The sequence below is a fragment of the Vibrio vulnificus NBRC 15645 = ATCC 27562 genome, assembly GCF_002224265.1.
GTDB classification, from domain to species: domain Bacteria; phylum Pseudomonadota; class Gammaproteobacteria; order Enterobacterales; family Vibrionaceae; genus Vibrio; species Vibrio vulnificus.
In genome coordinates, this window is record NZ_CP012881.1 from 243,856 (window position 1) to 261,676 (window position 17,821).

Genomic DNA, 17,821 nt, shown 5'->3' on the forward strand with positions numbered 1-17,821 from the left:
GATATTAGGCTCTTTGAAGCGTCATGTGTACGGTACTGATGCTACGAGCTAAGAATCCCCCTTCACAATAACTTAGGTAGTAACGCCACATACGAATGAATCGCTCGTCATACCCTAGTCTTTTTACTTGCTCTTCAGCGTGGTTAAAACGTCGGTGCCATTCTTGCAATGTTTTTGCGTAATCCATGCCAATATCAAACAAATCCCTAATCACTAAATCACTGTATTGGGTCGTGGCTTGAGCCAGTGAAGTCACTGACGGCAAAAATCCACCTGGGAAAATGTACTTTTGAATAAAATCGACGTTGTTACTGTAATATTCGTAACGTTGGTCGGCGATAGTGATCGCTTGTATTGCCATCAAACCACCAGGTTTTAATAACGACTGGCACACTTTGATGTAAGACGGTAAATATTGCTTACCTACCGCTTCTATCATTTCGATAGAAACCAATTTATCAAACTGCCCAGTTAAATCTCGATAATCTTTCTTCAATAACTGAATACGCTCAGTCAAACCTCTTTCTGCAATCTGTTGTTGCGCGTAGTCATATTGCTCATCTGAAATCGTCGTCGTTGTCACCCGGCAGCCATAGTTTTCCGCCATGTATATCGCCATCGCCCCCCAACCAGTGCCGATTTCAATCACCTCATCAGTGGGTTTTAATTGCAATTGCTGACACAATCGATCCATTTTATTTATTTGTGCTTGCTCTAATGACTCACTATCCGAGTGATAAATGGCAGACGAATATAACATTCTCTCATCCAAGAATACTCTGTAGAGGTCATTACCAAGATCATAATGGGCATGAATGTTTTTACGCGAGTTTTCCTGCGTATTTCGATTGCTCCAATGACTGAGTTTGTAAAGCAGTTTGGTGACCCAGCTACTTTGATTTTCTAATCCATCTAATGCATTCAGATTGAGCGCCATTAATTTCATTAACGAAGTTAAATCTGGACTGTCCCACCAACCATCCATATAGGCTTCACCCGCTGCAATACTGCCACCCCGCATTAAACGCGAATAAAATGCCGGGTGTTTGACTTCTATTGTTGCGCTAATGGCCACACCCGGCTTGTGATTGTTGGTACCGACAAAGCGTTCACTACGCTCTTGAGTGTCGCTTTGAAAACTTTCAATGACCGTCAAAGTGCCGATTTCCATATGCTGTAAGCACTTAAATATCAGGTTTCTAGCCGCCTTTTGTGCTGTAGATAATGGAGAGGTCAATGCCATCGAAGAGGTATTTAACATGCAGAATTCTCCCTAAATTTATTATTCTTCACAGTTTAGTTGTTATTCTCAGTCTGGTTGGCTGGAGAGCGGTATTTGGGATGCGAGTAAAATGGTGCGCCTTTTTTCCATAATTTGAACGCATGCCAGTAAATCCCTACCAACACTTTTACTGTTTGAATAGGCGTTACGATCAGTCGTTTTAGCAGATTGTTACTAGAAAATGGCTCTGCGCTCATCGCCATGGTGGCGTCAAACTGTTTATTTTCTTTGTGGCATTCCAAATGAATATGTAACTTTTCACTCAGCGGTTTAAGTCGCCAAATATAAGACTGTTCAATGGGGTTAAAGGGCGAAACGTGAAACGCTTTGGTCTGTTTCCAGCCAAAAGACGAGTCATGTTCATCAGCAGAAATAGCGTAATAATGACGCTCATTCCAAGGAGTGTTACTCACTTCCGCCAGTAAATAGCGCCAGTGTTCTTTCTCATCAAAAACGTAGTAGAAATTAACCGGGCTAAAGTAGAGCCCAAGATAACGTAGGTGGCACACCGCGATGACCCTCCCTCTGACTGACTCTCCGGTGAGCTCTGTAAGTTTCTCTTGCACTGCGCGTTTGAGGCAGCCCTCTCCCACATAGTCACTGCGTTTAAATCGCGCCCAATGCCACCAGCGAGTGCCAAAACCCCACACTTCTTTTTCAAGCTGTGCTAACTCGTCCAAATCGATCGCTGGCATGAACAATTGATAATTCAAACTATGTTCTACTGGGGTGAAGCGGCGGTGCCGAACATTACCCACAAACAAACGACTGCTGATGACCATGCTCACGCCGCCCCTTGGTGAAAAGAGATCGTATCTTTTTTCGCTTGCACAAGGTTGATGCCTCGCACTACATCCAAGGCACTGCGAACGCCATCTTCATGGAATCCGTTGTACCAATACGCGCCGCAAAACCATGTGTGATTTCGCCCTTGAATGTCACCTCGTCTCTGCTGTGCCACGATGGACTCCGTGGTAAATACCGGATGGTGGTAAACAAACTTACGAATAACTTTGTTTTCGTCTATCTTATCGCTGCTATTGAGCGTCACGCAAAACGTATGTTCTGCTTCAATGTGTTGAAGAATGTTCATGTTGTAGGTTAACGAAGGTAGGCGTGTTTCTTCTCCTTCCTTACCATCGAGTAAATAGTTCCACGACGCCCAAGCCGCCTTTCTACGAGGCAGCAAGCTATCATCAGTATGCAAAACAACCTCGTTGGCTTGATATGCCATACGCGACAAAATCGAAGCTTCATCACTGGAGGCATCCTCTAATAACGACATCGTTTGATCGCTATGACAGGCAAAAATAACGTGATCGAAACGTTGTGCTTCTCCTGCCACATATAATGTGACACCCGTTGAGTCACGGATCACTTTTTCAACGGGACAGTTCAAACGAATGCGATCAGAGAAGCCCTTCGTTAGTGGCGGGATATAAGCTTTTGAGCCGCCATCAATCACATACCACTGTGGTCGATTGGTGACATCAAGAAGGCCGTGATTGAGAAAGAAACGTAGAAAAAACGTAAGTGGAAATGCACGCATATCCGCTAAGGTCGATGACCAAATCGCAGCCCCCATCGGCAGGATATAGTTGTCGCTAAAATAGTCACTAAAACCATGCGTATCTAAGAACTCCCCAAGTGTTTGTTGGGCAATCTGGTCATCGTGTGCAGACGCTTTCGCCAGTTTGTTAAAACGCAGAATTTCAAAAATAAAACCGTAGAACTGCAGTTTAAACCAGTTTCTTTTTTGGGCAAACAGTGTCGCCAGCGTGTGGCCATTGTACTCCAGTCCATTGCTGTCATTGCGAACACTAAAGCTCATTTGGGTTGCTCGCCCGGTCACGCCAATTTCATCCATCATATTGATGAAATTGGGGTAGGTTCGATCGTTATAGACAATAAACCCCGTATCAACCGAGTAGTCTTTACCGTTGAGTTTAAAATCGATCGTCGCCGTATGCCCTCCAATGTAATCATTGGCTTCAAACAGCGTAATGTCATGCGCTTTGTGCAGATGGTAGCCACATGTTAATCCGGAGATGCCTGTACCTATAATTGCAATTTTCATACATTATCCTTTGAATTTATTGGGCAATTAATTTTGAAGCTAACGCCTTCTGCCAACGGTAAGGCAGTAACGCAAGTAACCGAATGAGCGCGGTAAACCGAGCGGGAAAATAGATGTGCTGCTTCCCGGAAGCCAGTTGTTGCCGAATCGCCTTTGAGGCTTGTTCAACCGTGATGATCATCGGCATGGCAAACGTGTTTTTGTCCGTCAGCGGAGTGGAAACAAAACCAGGAAAGACAGTGACAACATCAATGCCCTTGGTCTGAAGATTCAGCGACAAGCTACGCGCAAAATACCCAACCGCGGCCTTAGACGCGCCATACGCTTCCGCTCTTGGCAGGGCGAGTTCCGAAGCAATGGAGCCGACAATCACCACTTTGTGTCCAGGTTGAAAATGGGCTTGGCTCGCCTCGATACAGTTCACCACACCAAAAACATTGACGCTGAACACACGTTGCATCAATTGGGCATCAACGATGCCATCGTCCATGTACTCACAATCACCAGCGTTAAATAGCCACACGTTTGGAATAAAGGGCAGCACCGATAATGCTTCTCGCGTTTGCTGGTAATCGGTGACATCAAAACTGATCGTTGCTATGGCGGGGGAATAATCTTCTAGCTCTTGGAGAACCTGACGATTGCGTCCGCATGCAATCACTTTTGCACCCGCGTCAGCATAATCTTGCGCGAGCTGTTTTCCGATGCCTGATGTCGCACCAGTGATCAGTACCGAGTTCATTGCCCTAGCCTCTGCTTAATGCTTCTAACAACCGAGCCGAGAATGGGAAGATGCTCATACAGCATTTCACCCAAATCAAAATAGTCACGGTGGTATATCACTTTTCCCTCATGAAACTTCAAATGGGAGACGCCTTTCACGCTTACCGCCTCCCCTTTTTTCAACTTCGGATGTTTTAAGGTCATCGTCCAAGTAAGAAAGCCTGACTGGTCGACTTGCTGGTGTTCATGAATATCAAAGCGACAGTCGATGACATTTTCATACAACGATTGGAAGTAGTCCTTAAGCGCAGACCAACCTTCAAGCCGATGCGCTGCGTCTTCAAATACGACCTGTTGGTGATAGACATCGGCTAAAATTTCTAAATTTGATTTACTCAATGACCGGTAGACATTGCTGACCGCTATCACATCCATATTGCCAATCCCACAAGAGTTAAAGTATTAAAAATTAGCCACATATAAAACGTAGACTAGCCTACAACAGTTACACAATTAAATTTGTATATCATGCGGTAATACGTTAACTAAGACTATTTGGATCATGCCACCAACAAAAAAGGCTTGGAGTTTTCTCCAAGCCTTTCGTTCATCATTACTCACAAGATGTTTGCTCACATTGGAAGCGATTATCCACGCTCGTGATTAATCAATAACATTAGAAGTTACGTAGCGCTGCAATACGTTTGTCTAGCGGTGGGTGACTCATCAGTAACTCAGTCAGAGATTGCTTACCGTTGATACCAAACGCCATCATGGTGCCATCCAGTTTTGATTCTTGGCTCATTTTTAGACGCTCTAGAGCCGCAATCATTTTCTCTTTACCAACTAGACGGGCGGCACCCGCATCGGCATGGAATTCACGATGACGGCTATACCACATGGTGATGAAGCTCGCGAGGAAACCAAACACCAGCTCAAGCGCGATAGAAACCGCGAAATACACCATCATGTTTGAACCTTCACCTTCTTCATCACTGTTATTAGAGGCCACCATGTTGGCAATAAAACGAGATAAGAAGATAACGAAGGTGTTCACGACACCCTGCATCAACGTCATGGTCACCATGTCACCATTGGCGATATGACTCACCTCATGCGCCAGCACCGCTTCTGCTTCATCACGCGTCATGTTGTGCAACAGACCCGTCGAAACCGCGACCAGTGAATCATCACGCTTTGCACCAGTTGCAAATGCGTTGATGTCCGGTGAATCATAGATAGCAACGGTTGGCATACCAATACCCGCTTGCTGAGCTTGGCGGCTCACCGTTTCCAATAACCAGTGCTCTGTCTCGTTACGAGGGCTCTCGATCACCACTCCACCGACAGAGCGTAGTGCCATCCCCTTTGACATCATCAAGGAGATAAATGCACCACCAAAACCAAATACCGCAGCCATTACCAATAAACCTGAGAGGCTTCCTGGCTGCATTCCAGTTACAGCATAAACAATGTTCAACACAACACTGAGGACTAAAACCACAGCAAGGTTGGTAATCAAAAACAACATGACTCGCTTCATTACTTTTCTCCAAAGAAGCTTATTTATATTGAACGCCAGTAACACTGGCCTCTTTTGCTAATAGATATAGTCTAATTTGTTTAAAAACAAGGTTAAGCGATAAATTGCAACATTTGTTTACCAAGTTGCTTATCTGTTAGAAATCAACACCATCGAAATTCTCTGCATCGTTTTGTTTCAAACGTCCTCTCACGCGTTAGACTTTTGTCTTATTGTGCTTATTCGGCTTCGTGCTATTTTCAGTCTCAGATATTCAATACTGCTCTGAACTAGATCGAATCGTCTTATCTGTGCCAACGAAAAGCGTTTCAAACAGAGCAGAAATAAACCCATGTTAACAAAGGACATGATCATGGTAGAAGCTAACAACTATCAAATGGCTATTGATTTATTGTGCTGTCACCTAGGGATTTCTGAAGAAGAGGCAAAACAGCAGCTCGGCATTTCGACTGAGCAGCAAGTTGCAAAGCAAATCTCGGATACTCAACAGGCGCTTATGGGCTTAGTTCAAGACAAATAAGCACAAGACCTGATAAAGAAAGGGCTGCCAATGGCAGCCCTTTTGATGTTTTAAAGCTCGAGTAACACATCCGCATTGATGTATTTACCGAGGTCTTTACGCTTAGCGCTTGGGATATAAGGAATTTCACCCAGCTTTGGAACCTCCAAACGCTCTTCCAACATATCAATGATCTCTGCGTAATGCTCCGTGCCAGGATTCACTCGGTTTGCAACCCATCCAACCAAATTGAGGCCATCGGCTTTGATCACTTCAGCGGTCAGCAACGCGTGGCTGAGACAACCCAATTTGATACCAACAACCAACACAACAGGCAGATCTTCTTGCTTAACCCAAGTAGACAGACTGTCAGTGTCTGACACTGGAACTCGCCAACCACCCGCACCTTCAACCAGCACGACGTCTGCATTCTCTTTGTGCTGCGCAAGTTTGCTGCTCAGCACAGCATAGTCAATCTCTACTTTTTCATGTTTTGCTGCAATGTGCGGAGACGCTGGCAACTCAAGGGCATATGGATTGATGTCCTCGTAATCAACGACCACTGTTGCCGCCTTCTGCAGATGCAAGGCATCTGAGTTACGCCAACCTTCTGGCGTTTTATCGCTGCCTGCTGCCACTGGTTTATAACCAATAGTACGTAGATCTTTGGCCGCTAATGCGTGAAGAATCGCTTTAGATGCCACGGTTTTGCCCACATCGGTATCCGTACCTGCAATGAAAAATGCTTTCATCATAACTGTATAACCCCTAAACAAACCTTATAACTTGCCGGTACTTGACCTAAATGGTTCTGAAATGTCTGGTACTCTCTTTCCACTCGTTTTAATGCTTGTCTTGTCGTTAAACCATGTGAGCGCCCGCTTACATGGTTCGCACCTATACCCTTAAGATCACGCATAACAGCAAACGCAGACTCGTACCAGACTGTGATATCGGTCAAGTCTAGATGATGGTTATGACTATGAGATTGCGCTAACGCAATTTTTACCTGATTGGCAGAGATAAAACGGTTGACGTGTTGATATGAGTCAATTTTTGCCCAGGCTTGCTTTAGCTCATTGAGTGAGCCATCTAGTAATGTGGAAAACAGCACTTGCCCATGCGGTTTTACAACACGGTTCATTTCACGTAAAGGCCGCGATAAATCCTCGCACCATTGCAAGGCTAAGCTACTGAAGACAATGTCAAACTCATCTTGCTCGAATGGCAGAGACTCCGCATCGGCAACGCGATACGACACCGACTCTTGCCCACAACGCGCCTTTGCCTGCTCAAGCATCTCATGCGACAAGTCGGCACATACGACTGCAGCGCCTCGTTGCAAAAGTTGCCACGAGAAATACCCCGTGCCACAACCAAGATCCAAAACACGCAGACCCGATAAATCTTGGGGCAGTTTATCTAATAACTTATGTCCAACCTCTCGTTGAAATGCAGCATGCTGGTCATAGCTTTTTGCTGCCTTACCGAATGCTTGAGCAATAGCCAGCTTATCCACATACGCTTCTTCCACAGTAAAGGATACTTTAGCCATTTCCATTAGTGCTCTCCTGTGACTGTCAGCAGTACTTGTGCCAGTGTGTGCATCTGTTCTTTGGTGTGATTAGCAGACAAGGTTATTCTCAGGCGCGCGGTGTTTTGGGGTACCGTCGGCGGACGGATCGCTGTCAACCAAATGCCTTGTTCTCGGCAACGCTGTGCAACCGTCACGGCTTGTTGTGTCTCTCCAATGAGCCACGGTTTGATCGGCGTTTGAGTGGATACATAACTATCATGCTCCCCCAAATATTCCGCAAAAAGGGTTTGCAGCTCATTAAGTTTGTCTCGTCGCCACTGCTGCGTTCGAATCAGCTCTACCGCATGCGTCAACGCGAAAGCTTGTGCTGGCGGAAGCGCGGTAGAGTAAACGTGGTGACGAGCAAATTGAGCAAGGAAATCACCGCTGGATTTATCCGTTAGAAGTGCAGCCCCCGATAAGCCGAATGCTTTACCAAAAGTGACCACCAAAAAATCTGGCTTCACATTAGCGAGCGCACAGCTTCCGCGACCTTCTTCACCCAGTACGCCAACGCCATGTGCATCGTCCACCATTAAGCTTGCCGAATGGCGTTGGGTGAGTGCGTGCATTTCAGCTAATGGTGAACAATCACCATCCATGCTAAATACGCCTTCCGTCACCACCAAACTTGGGCAATCAGCTCGGTTTAAAATCGTATCTAGTGCTTTAAGATCATTATGCTTAAATCGCTTCATAGTTGCAGGAGAAAAAAGCCCCGCCTCGATTAAAGAAGCGTGATTTAATTTGTCTTGCACTAGGAGATCACCTTTTTCAAGCAGTGCAAACAACAGCGCTTGATTGGCCGAAAATCCCGATCCAAACAAAGTGGCACTTTCATACCCTAGCCAATCACATAAGGAAGCCGCGAGATTGCTGTGCGCAGGGGTGTAACCCGTCACCAATGGAGATGCCCCGCTGCCACAACCATATAAACTCAAACCCTGCTGCCAAGCTCGAACTAAAGATTGATCGTTCGCCAATCCCAAATAGTCGTTGGCAGAAAAATTGAGATAGCGCTTCCCTTGATGTTCTAAAACCGCTTGATTTCCCGAGAAAATCACTTCACTTTGGCGATTCAAGCCCTGTTTGCGTCTCTGCTTCAGGGCTTGTGCTATTCTTTCGTTAAAGGCTTGCGTCATAAAACAGATCGTCTTTTGTTGGGCGAGCAGCCACGCTTTCGACTACACGATCTAACAATTCGTTTTCTGTAATTTCATCGGGTTTTTGTGAGACTTGCTGACTGTTAATGCCCAACTTGTTAAACAGCTGCATGTCTTTATCTTCAGAAGGGTTTGGTGTTGTGAGCAGCTTACAGCCGTAAAAGATAGAATTGGCTCCCGCCATAAAACACAAGGTTTGCATTTGTTCATTCATGTTTTCACGCCCTGCCGACAAACGAACGGCTGAGGTCGGCATCATTATACGAGCAACGGCAATTAAACGGATGAAGTCAAACGGGTCAACCTCTTCAGCCGTTTCCAAAGGTGTCCCTTTCACCTTAACCAGCATGTTGATAGGAACACTTTCTGGATGAGTAGGCAGATTGGCCAACTCAACAAGCAACCCAGCGCGGTCATTAGCGCTTTCACCCATACCGATGATGCCGCCAGAGCAGATCTTCATGCCTGCGTCACGTACATGAGATAAGGTATCTAGGCGATCTTGATAAGTGCGTGTGGTAATAATGTTACCGTAATACTCCGGTGAGGTATCGAGGTTGTGGTTGTAATAATCCAAACCCGCGCTTGCCAGTTGCTTAGCTTGTTCTGGAGTTAACATGCCCAGAGTCATACAGGTTTCCAGCCCCATATCTTTGACGCCTTTGATCATGTCAGTCAGCAGCGGCATGTCGCGTTCTTTCGGATTCTTCCAAGCTGCTCCCATACAAAAACGAGTCGAACCGGCATTTTTAGCCTTTTGCGCGGCGTCCAGAACACGCTCCACTTCCATTAATCGCTCTTTTTCAACATCCGTTTGATAACGAGCGCTTTGCGGGCAGTATTTGCAATCTTCTGGACAAGCACCGGTTTTAATCGAAAGCAAGGTGCTCACTTGCACATAGTTCTTAGGGTGGTATTGACGATGGATTTGCTGCGCTTCAAACAACAAATCCATAAAAGGCATTTCCATCAACTCACGAACTTGCGCATGAGTCCAGTTATGACGTACTTCCACGTGTATTCCTTGCGTAATAGTTAACTTGCTATTTTTGTTTTGTTGACAGTCTACCGAGTCCCGATAAACTGTCAACATTGATAAGTAATTCAAAGTTTACATCTGGTTTATTTTTAATCTATTCTCACTTGGATTTTATTATGGATTTGGCCTTCGACCGCCAGCACATCTGGCATCCGTACACTTCAACACTGACACCTCTGACCTGCTACCCCGTGAACTCCGCAAGTGGTGTGTATATCAAACTCGAAGACGGAACCACGCTCATCGATGGCATGTCTTCATGGTGGTCGACCATTCATGGCTACAATCACCCTCATTTGAATCAAGCGGCACATCGTCAAATTGATCAAGTATCCCATGTGATGTTTGGTGGTATCACTCATCAGCCAGCGATCAGTTTGTGTAAAAAATTACTGTCCTTGGTGCCAAACAACCTAGAGCATGTCTTTCTCGCTGATTCGGGCTCAGTAGCCGTTGAAGTGAGCTTAAAGATGGCCTTGCAATACTGGCACGCAAAAGGTGAGCGCAGGCCGAAATTTTTGACATTACAACATGGCTACCATGGCGATACCTTTGCAGCCATGTCGGTCACCGATCCCGATAACTCGATGCATTCACTCTACAAAGGCTTTTTACCAGAGCACATCTTCGCGAAGTCGCCGACTGGTGGTTTTTGGGATGAGTGGAAGCAAGAAGATCTCACTGACTTTGCGCAGAAGATTGAGCAGCACCATCAAGAATTAGCGGCAGTGATTCTCGAACCCATCGTTCAAGGTGCGGGAGGAATGCGTATCTATCATCCAGAGTTTCTGAAAGGCGTTCGAGCACTTTGTGATAAGTATGGTCTACTGCTAATAGCAGACGAAATCGCGACTGGTTTTGGCCGTACTGGCAAGCTGTTTGCCTGCGAGCATGCCGATATCCAACCGGACATTCTGTGTGTGGGTAAAGCACTGACTGGGGGATACATGACCCTTTCCGCGACCTTAACCAGCAAACACGTCGCCGATACGGTTTGTGGCGGTGAAGCAGGTTGTTTCATGCACGGCCCAACCTTTATGGGTAATCCACTCGCCTGCGCCGTCGCGACCGCCAGTTTAGAGTTGATAGAGCAAGGCCAATGGCAACAGCAAACCAAGCAAATCGAATCGCTGTTTTCTGAGTTACTGCCAAAACTTGAAGAACACGACTTGGTGAAAAACACCCGTTGGTTAGGTGCGATTGGCGTCGTAGAAACACATCGCCCAGTGAATATGGAAACCATCCAAGCCCTGTTTGTTGAGCAAGGCGTGTGGATTCGCCCCTTTGGTAGACTGATCTATATGATGCCGCCATTTATCAGCGAGCCGGATCATATAGAACAATTGGTAAACGCCATTGAAACCGCACTTCAGCGTCCAGAGTGTTTTGTTTAGCCACGAGATAACAAAAACCCAGCGCAGTGGCTGGGTTTTGATATTTTTATGGTTAATCAATTAACCGATGTGCGTTGCGCCGCCCATGTACTTCTGAAGTACGGTCGGAATGGCAATGCGGCCATCTGCTTCTTGGTTGTTTTCTAGGATAGCAACCATGGTACGACCTACCGCTAGACCAGAACCGTTTAGTGTGTGTACAAGTTCAGGTTTCTTCTCGCCTTTACGACGGAAACGCGCTTGCATACGACGCGCTTGGAAATCCCACATGTTTGAACAAGATGAGATTTCGCGGTAAGTGTTTTGAGCCGGAACCCACACTTCCAAATCGTAAGTTTTGTGCGAGCCAAAGCCCATGTCACCTGTACACAATAGCACCTTACGGTAAGGCAACTCTAGAAGCTGAAGCACTTTCTCAGCATGGCCAGTCAGCTCTTCTAGTGCATTCATTGAATCTTCTGGTTTGGTGATTTGTACCAGCTCGACTTTGTCAAACTGGTGCATACGAATCAGACCTCGAGTGTCACGACCGTACGAGCCAGCTTCTGAACGGAAACATGGCGTATGAGCGGTCATCTTAAGCGGCAGATCTGCTTCATCAGAAATCGTGTCGCGAACTAAGTTCGTTACTGGTACTTCGGCTGTAGGGATAAGAGACAGTTTACGTGGCTCTTCATCACTTGCCTTTTCTGTCAGTGGCTCTGTGTGGAAAAGATCTTTACCAAACTTTGGTAGTTGACCCGTACCAAACAAGCTGTCTGCGTTCACAAGGTAAGGCACATACATTTCCGTATAGCCATGCTCTTCAGTGTGAAGATCAAGCATAAACTGAGCGATGGCACGGTGTAGACGAGCAAATTGACCTTTCATCACGATGAAACGTGCACCAGTGATCTTAACTGCGCTTGCGAAATCTAGACCGTCACCCATTTCGCCTAGGTCAACGTGATCTTTTAATTCGAAGTCGTAAGACTTTGGCTCACCCCAACGCGAAATCTCAAGATTATCGTTCTCGTCTTTGCCATTTGGCACTTCATCCGCAGGAATGTTTGGAACAGAAAGGATGATGTCATCTAACTGCGCCATCAGTGCGTCAAGTTCGAGTTTTTTCGCATCTAAATCAGAGCCTAATGACCCGATTTGTTGCTTGATCTTTTCTGCACCTTCTTTGTCACCAGCCGACATCAGTTGACCGATTTGCTTGGAGATGGAGTTACGCGTGGATTGTAAATTTTCAACTTCTACTTGAATGGACTTACGTTGTTCTTCAAGTTTACCGATTGTCTCTACGTCTAGCTTAAAGCCACGACGTGCCAGTTTAGCAGCTGTTTCATGCAGCTCTGTACGAAGTAATTTAGAATCCAGCATTGTTAATCCTATGCTTTTTGTTGTGAAGGTACGCACCCAATCCTGTCGAGCACGTTGAAAAAATTAACCGAACAAATGTATCCAAAAATGCCTACTTTTCATAGCGCTTTTGTGGGCTATTTGCGTCTAAATTAGCCAAGTAATCTAACTTTTCAGCGATTTTGCTCTCTAAGCCTCGATTTGTTGGCTGATAGTACTTGCGATCAGCGATTTCGGCAGGCAAATATTGTTCACCAGCGGCGTAGGCTCCAGGCTCATCATGAGCGTATCGATAACCTTCCCCATAACCGAGATCTTTCATCAATCCGGTCGGCGCATTACGCAAATGGAAAGGCACTTCAAACTCTGGAAGATTATGCGCATCCGACAGCGCTTGCTTCCAAGCGGTGTAGACCGCATTACTTTTCGGTGCGCACGCAAGGTAAACGATCGCCTGTGCAATTGCGCGTTCGCCTTCTGCAGGCCCAACACGGGTAAAGCAATCCCACGCGGAAAGTGCCACTTGCATTGCCCTCGGATCCGCATTGCCCACATCTTCAGAGGCAATGGCCAGTAAACGTCGCGCGATATAGAGTGGATCACAACCAGCAGAGATCATTCTCGCTGCCCAATAAAGCGCAGCATCCGGGTTTGATCCACGAATGGATTTGTGCACGGCAGAGATTAAGTCGTACCAAATATCGCCTTTATTATCAAAGCGAGAGACCTTCTCCCCCGCCACTTCCGCCAGTAACTTTAGTGTGATCTCTTTTGCGCCCTGAGCATTGTCTTCTGCCATATCATACAGCAACTCAAGATAGTTCAGAGACATTCGAGCGTCACCATTGACGAGCTCAGCCAGACGATCCAAGACATTATCAGCAAAGTGTGCTGGTGTATTACCCAGACCACGTTGTTTATCGTTGATCGCTTGGTTTAATGCCAGTGAGATTTCTTCTTTGTTGAGTGACGTAAGCTTATACACACGAGCACGTGACAATAATGCGTTGTTCAGTTCAAACGATGGGTTTTCTGTGGTCGCGCCGATAAAGGTCACTGTTCCATCTTCAATGTGCGGTAAGAAGGCATCTTGCTGTGATTTATTAAAGCGATGTACCTCATCCACAAACAAGATGGTGCGACGACCCGCCATTTTGTTCTCGCGTGCTTTTTCAATTGCGGCACGAATTTCTTTGACGCCAGACGTGACCGCAGACACGCGTTCAACTTCCGCGTTGGCGTAGTTTGCAGCCACTTCTGCTAACGTTGTCTTGCCTGTACCTGGCGGTCCCCACAAAATCATTGAATGAATGTGGCCGGCCTCAAGCGCGCGACGCAATGGCTTACCAGGCCCTAAAATATGCTGCTGACCGATGTACTGTTCGATCGTTTCCGGTCTCATACGAGCAGCAAGGGGACGAAAATCTTCGTCCCCTGAAAAATCTAAGGTGTAATTTGACACTGGCGATTAGTTCCTTTGGTCATCCACTTCAACCCCTTCTGGGACGTTAAAGGTGAAGCGGGCAGCAGCAGGCTTTCCTAACTTGATATCCGTAAACTTAAAGATGCCTTTTTGCCCATCTTGTTCAATGACATTAAAACCATGCACAATCCCTTTTTCATCAATATCAATTTGGAACTGCCCCTGGGTAGAGTCTGCCGCTTTCGGCACGAGAGTGAATACACTACCATCTTGCGTGATTTGATAGTTTTCCCAATCACTGGACTGATTACGAGTGAGTAAAACAAACGGTGTTTGTTGTACGGCTTGTTCTTGCCAGTAAATACTCACCTGTTCAATAAATGGGCTGTAATACCATAAGGTTTTTCCATCCGAAACCAACAGGTTTTCATCCGGTAAAGAGGTACTCCAGCGAAACAGGCTTGGTCTGGCAATATCAACGCTGCCTTCCCCTTCCATCACGACTTCACCATCTGGGCTTGTCACCGTTTGGTTGAAGTTTGCGCTAAAGCCATCATTCATGCCTAATCTCTGATTCAGCTCTTGCTGTGGATTTGCCAATGCTGACGCGCTAAGGAAAAATACAACTAACCATTTTTTCATTTTTATACCTATTCACGGCTAAGGTTTAAAAGGAGTTGCACGTTTTGACTCCTCCTTCTAAACGAAAGTTCATTATTCTCTTGGAGGTGCAGGAGCCAGCACTTCTCGGTTGCCATTATGGCCCGGTGCACTCACAATACCTTGAGCTTCCAACTGCTCTACAATACGCGCCGCACGGTTGTAGCCAATTTTGAAACGGCGCTGAACACCAGAAACCGAACCACGACGTGACTGAACAACATGTTCAACCACTTGATCGAAAAGGGGATCAAGATCTTCATCGCTCTCCATTTGTTCACCTGGCAGCAAACTTTCTGGCCCCTGGTCGCCACTGATGATCTCGTCAATATAGTTTGGTTTACCACGCGCTTTCCAGTTGTTCACAACTGCATGCACGTCATCATCTGAGGCAAAGGCACCATGCACTCGGATGGTGTGACTCGAACCCGGAGGAAGGTAAAGCATGTCACCCATGCCCAATAGCGATTCAGCACCACCTTGATCGAGGATGGTACGAGAGTCGGTTTTGGTGGATACGGTAAATGCGACTCGTGTTGGAATGTTCGCTTTGATCAGACCGGTAATGACATCTACCGATGGACGTTGTGTCGCTAGGATCAAGTGGATACCCGCGGCACGCGCTTTTTGCGCCAAGCGTGCGATCAACTCTTCCACTTTTTTGCCGACCACCATCATGAGATCCGCAAATTCATCCACAACGACAACGATATACGGCAGTTTTTCTAATAATGGTGGCTCCGTATCCATGCTATCCCCTTCTTGCCAGAAGGGATCGTGAATAGGATGGCCCGCGTCTGCCGCCATTTTCAGTTTCTCATTAAAACCTTTAATGTTACGCACGCCCATCACAGACATCAGTTTGTAACGACGCTCCATCTCCCCGACACACCAGCGCAACGCGTTGGAGGCATCTTTCATGTCAGTAACCACTTCCGCTAATAGGTGTGGAATGCCTTCGTACACCGAAAGCTCCAGCATTTTCGGGTCGATCATAATAAAACGCACATCTTCTGGGCTTGCTTTATAGAGCATGCTAAGAATCATGACGTTTACCCCAACAGATTTACCCGAGCCCGTGGTACCTGCCACCAGCACGTGAGGCATTTTCGCCAAATCTGCGACCAATGCTTCACCAGCAATATCTTGCCCTAGAACCACCGTGGTCGGTGACGTTGCATTCTTAAACTGTGGGCTATCAATTACGTCTGAAAGGTAAACCGTTTGACGGCTCATGTTTGGCAGCTCAAGCCCCACGTAGGGTTTACCAGGGATCACTTCCACGACTCGAACAGCGATGGCGGAAAGTGAACGCGCTAAGTCCATGGATAAGCTCGAAATACGGCTTACTTTCACACCCGGCGCTAAATCAAGTTCAAAACGGGTGATCACAGGACCAGGGAAGATCCCAACCACTTCCGCGGTGATCTTGTAGTCGGCCAGTTTAGATTCGACCAATCTTGCTACTTGTTCTAGTGCTTCTTTATCGATGAAATTCTCGCGTTTTTCAGGGTGATAAAGTAGCTCAAGCGTTGGTAACGGCTCTTTAGGGACTGGTAGCGTTGTATCTTGCTTCATTAAGAACGGATTTTGTGTCGCCGCCATATTTTGCTGCGCTTTGGAGACCATGTTTTGGAAGGCGGTGACATCTTGATCTTGCTCTTCATTCTCTTCCACATAATCTTCCACTTCTGGATTCACATCACCCACACTGTCAGCAGCAGGCAACTCCACGCTCTCTTCTTGAGTAGTATGTTGAGTAGTTGATTCTACTCCTGGGTGAGAGAACATTGGCTCTCTCGACTCTGCGATTGCAACGCTCTGCGCCTCATTGCGATGCAATGGTGCTTCTTCAGCAAAACCGACCATGACAGGCTCATCGATTTCTTCTGATATCTTATCCAGTTCGGAAAGTGAGATAACGTGATCAAACTCTTCCACATCTACACTGAAATCTTGCGCATGTTCAACTTGTGTTGTTTGAGAGTGTTCTGCAGAAACTTGAGCGATGTCGGCAACATTATAACGTGCACGTTCTGCACTCATGGCGTCATCAGGCAGGTCATTCACCGACAGTGCTTCTTGCTCTAACTCTTCAATTGTGGCGTTAAGCTTTTTCGCTCGCTCAAAGGAGCTATCCTCCAGTTCATCCAGCTCGTCAGCGACCGTTTGGTAGCTCACTGTCTGTGGCATATGGATCGGGTATTCTCTGCGTATTTGAACCACAGGCTCCATTGGTAGCGGATCAGGAATACGCTCTTCCTCAACAATCTCATCTTGTTGTGCTTCTATTTGTGGCTGAGCTTTAGGCTCATCGTCAGACAATGCCATTGGTTGTAATTCTGGTGCGATAACTTCTGTTTTTTCACCGCGAAGACGATTAAGCGCCCACTGACAAACATCGAGAAACAAGCTACCGATCCATTCGACAATCGAGAGCCATGAGATGCCGGTAAGTAGAGTTAAACCCGCCCCCCAAGCAAACAGCAAAACCAACGTTGTACCCAGTAGGTTCAGTGTGGGTAACGCTAGACTATTAAGAACATCACCAAGCACACCACCAGAAGAGAAATACCAGATATCGTCGAAATTGATGTCCGCCAAACCACAACTGGTTAAAATTAGTATCACCAGACCGAGCAAACGCGTTCCCCACAACATGAGGTCAATGCGTTCATCTTCGTCTCTGGTTCGGAAAAAGACCCATGTCACAATCACCAATAGCACTGGCAACAGATAAGCCAACAAGCCAAATGTAAACAAGAGAGTGTCCGCTACCCAAGCACCAAATTGTCCACCTGCATTGCTGATGTCTCCACCCCATGAGGTTTGAGACCAAGAAGGGTCAGCTGGGCTAAAGGTTATTAGGGCAATTGAAAGGAAAGCAGAAGTCAGTACGCCTAGAATAAGGCAGCACTCTTTGAGACGTTGAAAACCGTTCAGACGAGAAGACTGAGCCTCTTCGCTTGTTTTAATAATGGTTTGTACTTTTTTAGCGTTCTCTTTGAACATAAATCAACTTGAATCAACAGTAACTGAAACATTCCGAGCGGCCTGTGCCGCTCGGATTCATAAGTCGATTTAACCATATCGAA

General features: G+C 46.4%; 16 protein-coding genes. 2 read left to right on the forward strand and 14 right to left on the reverse strand.

Translation table 11 applies throughout. The features are described 5' to 3' along the window. Window positions 1-4: 4 nt before the first annotated feature. The 6 genes from AOT11_RS01035 to htpX all read right to left on the reverse strand — a co-directional run bounded on the left by AOT11_RS01035 (window position 5) and on the right by htpX (window position 5,625). Entirely contained in the window at window positions 5-1,261 is a 1,257-nt protein-coding gene (locus AOT11_RS01035) for an SAM-dependent methyltransferase (protein ID WP_017422267.1), read from the reverse strand. A 35-nt stretch (window positions 1,262-1,296) separates the two neighbouring features. Beyond that, window positions 1,297-2,064, reverse strand: coding sequence for a DUF1365 domain-containing protein (locus tag AOT11_RS01040; RefSeq protein ID WP_228745971.1), 768 nt, complete (start codon window positions 2,062-2,064; stop codon window positions 1,297-1,299). A 2-nt stretch (window positions 2,065-2,066) separates the two neighbouring features. Further along, entirely contained in the window at window positions 2,067-3,359 is a 1,293-nt protein-coding gene (locus tag AOT11_RS01045; protein ID WP_017422269.1) for an NAD(P)/FAD-dependent oxidoreductase, read from the reverse strand. 16 nt (window positions 3,360-3,375) lie between these two features. Then, window positions 3,376-4,101, reverse strand: coding sequence for an SDR family oxidoreductase (locus tag AOT11_RS01050; protein WP_017422270.1), 726 nt, complete (start codon window positions 4,099-4,101; stop codon window positions 3,376-3,378). Further along, window positions 4,098-4,517: a nuclear transport factor 2 family protein gene (locus AOT11_RS01055; RefSeq protein ID WP_017422271.1), complete on the reverse strand. Its 420-nt coding sequence runs from the start codon at window positions 4,515-4,517 to the stop codon at window positions 4,098-4,100. The genes AOT11_RS01050 and AOT11_RS01055 overlap by 4 nt, the downstream gene beginning before the upstream one ends. Before the next feature lie 241 nt (window positions 4,518-4,758). Beyond that, on the reverse strand, window positions 4,759-5,625 hold the full coding sequence (gene htpX / locus AOT11_RS01060; protein WP_017422272.1) for a protease HtpX: 867 nt from the start codon (window positions 5,623-5,625) through the stop codon (window positions 4,759-4,761). Between the two features lie 352 nt (window positions 5,626-5,977). Here htpX and AOT11_RS23555 point away from each other — a divergent pair, with 352 nt between their 5' ends. Beyond that, window positions 5,978-6,145: a hypothetical protein gene (locus tag AOT11_RS23555; protein WP_013572034.1), complete on the forward strand. Its 168-nt coding sequence runs from the start codon at window positions 5,978-5,980 to the stop codon at window positions 6,143-6,145. A 50-nt stretch (window positions 6,146-6,195) separates the two neighbouring features. Here AOT11_RS23555 and bioD read toward each other — a convergent pair whose 3' ends face one another. From bioD to bioB, 4 genes are read right to left on the reverse strand one after another with little or no spacing between them, the layout of a single operon-like run. Next, complete coding sequence (bioD, locus tag AOT11_RS01070; protein ID WP_017422273.1) at window positions 6,196-6,879, reverse strand: dethiobiotin synthase; 684 nt, start codon at window positions 6,877-6,879, stop codon at window positions 6,196-6,198. Then, window positions 6,876-7,685, reverse strand: a complete 810-nt coding sequence (gene bioC / locus AOT11_RS01075) for a malonyl-ACP O-methyltransferase BioC (protein WP_017422274.1) — start codon at window positions 7,683-7,685, stop codon at window positions 6,876-6,878. Before bioC ends, bioD begins: the two co-directional genes overlap by 4 nt. Beyond that, the gene (bioF, locus tag AOT11_RS01080; protein ID WP_017422275.1) at window positions 7,685-8,842 is read right to left on the reverse strand and encodes an 8-amino-7-oxononanoate synthase; all 1,158 of its coding nucleotides are present in this window, start codon (window positions 8,840-8,842) and stop codon (window positions 7,685-7,687) included. The genes bioC and bioF overlap by 1 nt, the downstream gene beginning before the upstream one ends. Continuing rightward, a complete protein-coding gene (gene bioB, locus AOT11_RS01085; RefSeq protein WP_017422276.1) occupies window positions 8,826-9,878 on the reverse strand; it encodes a biotin synthase BioB in 1,053 nt (350 codons plus the stop codon). The genes bioF and bioB overlap by 17 nt, the downstream gene beginning before the upstream one ends. 140 nt (window positions 9,879-10,018) lie before the next feature. On the opposite strand from bioB, the gene bioA reads away from it, so the two are divergent. Next, window positions 10,019-11,296, forward strand: a complete 1,278-nt coding sequence (gene bioA / locus AOT11_RS01090; RefSeq protein ID WP_026060836.1) for an adenosylmethionine--8-amino-7-oxononanoate transaminase — start codon at window positions 10,019-10,021, stop codon at window positions 11,294-11,296. 60 nt (window positions 11,297-11,356) lie between these two features. Here the strand turns inward: bioA and serS are convergent, their stop codons facing one another. The 4 genes from serS to AOT11_RS01110 form a co-directional block, all read right to left on the reverse strand. Continuing rightward, window positions 11,357-12,664 (reverse strand): serine--tRNA ligase, encoded by a 1,308-nt coding sequence (gene serS / locus AOT11_RS01095; protein ID WP_017422278.1) that lies wholly within the window; start codon window positions 12,662-12,664, stop codon window positions 11,357-11,359. A 91-nt stretch (window positions 12,665-12,755) separates the two neighbouring features. After that, entirely contained in the window at window positions 12,756-14,105 is a 1,350-nt protein-coding gene (locus AOT11_RS01100) for a replication-associated recombination protein A (RefSeq protein WP_017422279.1), read from the reverse strand. A 6-nt stretch (window positions 14,106-14,111) separates the two neighbouring features. Next, window positions 14,112-14,708: an outer membrane lipoprotein periplasmic chaperone LolA gene (gene lolA / locus AOT11_RS01105; RefSeq protein ID WP_017422280.1), complete on the reverse strand. Its 597-nt coding sequence runs from the start codon at window positions 14,706-14,708 to the stop codon at window positions 14,112-14,114. Window positions 14,709-14,780: 72 nt separating this feature from the next. Next, window positions 14,781-17,738 (reverse strand): DNA translocase FtsK, encoded by a 2,958-nt coding sequence (locus tag AOT11_RS01110; RefSeq protein ID WP_017422281.1) that lies wholly within the window; start codon window positions 17,736-17,738, stop codon window positions 14,781-14,783. Window positions 17,739-17,821: the final 83 nt, after the last annotated feature.

What these genes read in the sequence shown, in the direction of transcription:
- AOT11_RS01055 (WP_017422271.1), bottom strand. Translation starts at nt 4,517, where the DNA reads ATGGATGTGATAGCGGTCAGCAATGTCTACCGGTCATTGAGTAAATCA.
- htpX (WP_017422272.1), bottom strand. Translation starts at nt 5,625, where the DNA reads ATGAAGCGAGTCATGTTGTTTTTGATTACCAACCTTGCTGTGGTTTTA.
- AOT11_RS23555 (WP_013572034.1), top strand. Translation starts at nt 5,978, where the DNA reads ATGGTAGAAGCTAACAACTATCAAATGGCTATTGATTTATTGTGCTGT.
- AOT11_RS01035 (WP_017422267.1), bottom strand. Translation starts at nt 1,261, where the DNA reads ATGTTAAATACCTCTTCGATGGCATTGACCTCTCCATTATCTACAGCA.
- bioF (WP_017422275.1), bottom strand. Translation starts at nt 8,842, where the DNA reads ATGACGCAAGCCTTTAACGAAAGAATAGCACAAGCCCTGAAGCAGAGA.
- AOT11_RS01050 (WP_017422270.1), bottom strand. Translation starts at nt 4,101, where the DNA reads ATGAACTCGGTACTGATCACTGGTGCGACATCAGGCATCGGAAAACAG.
- AOT11_RS01045 (WP_017422269.1), bottom strand. Translation starts at nt 3,359, where the DNA reads ATGAAAATTGCAATTATAGGTACAGGCATCTCCGGATTAACATGTGGC.
- AOT11_RS01040 (WP_228745971.1), bottom strand. Translation starts at nt 2,064, where the DNA reads ATGGTCATCAGCAGTCGTTTGTTTGTGGGTAATGTTCGGCACCGCCGC.
- AOT11_RS01110 (WP_017422281.1), bottom strand. Translation starts at nt 17,738, where the DNA reads ATGTTCAAAGAGAACGCTAAAAAAGTACAAACCATTATTAAAACAAGC.
- bioA (WP_026060836.1), top strand. Translation starts at nt 10,019, where the DNA reads ATGGATTTGGCCTTCGACCGCCAGCACATCTGGCATCCGTACACTTCA.
- lolA (WP_017422280.1), bottom strand. Translation starts at nt 14,708, where the DNA reads ATGAAAAAATGGTTAGTTGTATTTTTCCTTAGCGCGTCAGCATTGGCA.
- bioD (WP_017422273.1), bottom strand. Translation starts at nt 6,879, where the DNA reads ATGATGAAAGCATTTTTCATTGCAGGTACGGATACCGATGTGGGCAAA.
- serS (WP_017422278.1), bottom strand. Translation starts at nt 12,664, where the DNA reads ATGCTGGATTCTAAATTACTTCGTACAGAGCTGCATGAAACAGCTGCT.
- bioC (WP_017422274.1), bottom strand. Translation starts at nt 7,685, where the DNA reads ATGGAAATGGCTAAAGTATCCTTTACTGTGGAAGAAGCGTATGTGGAT.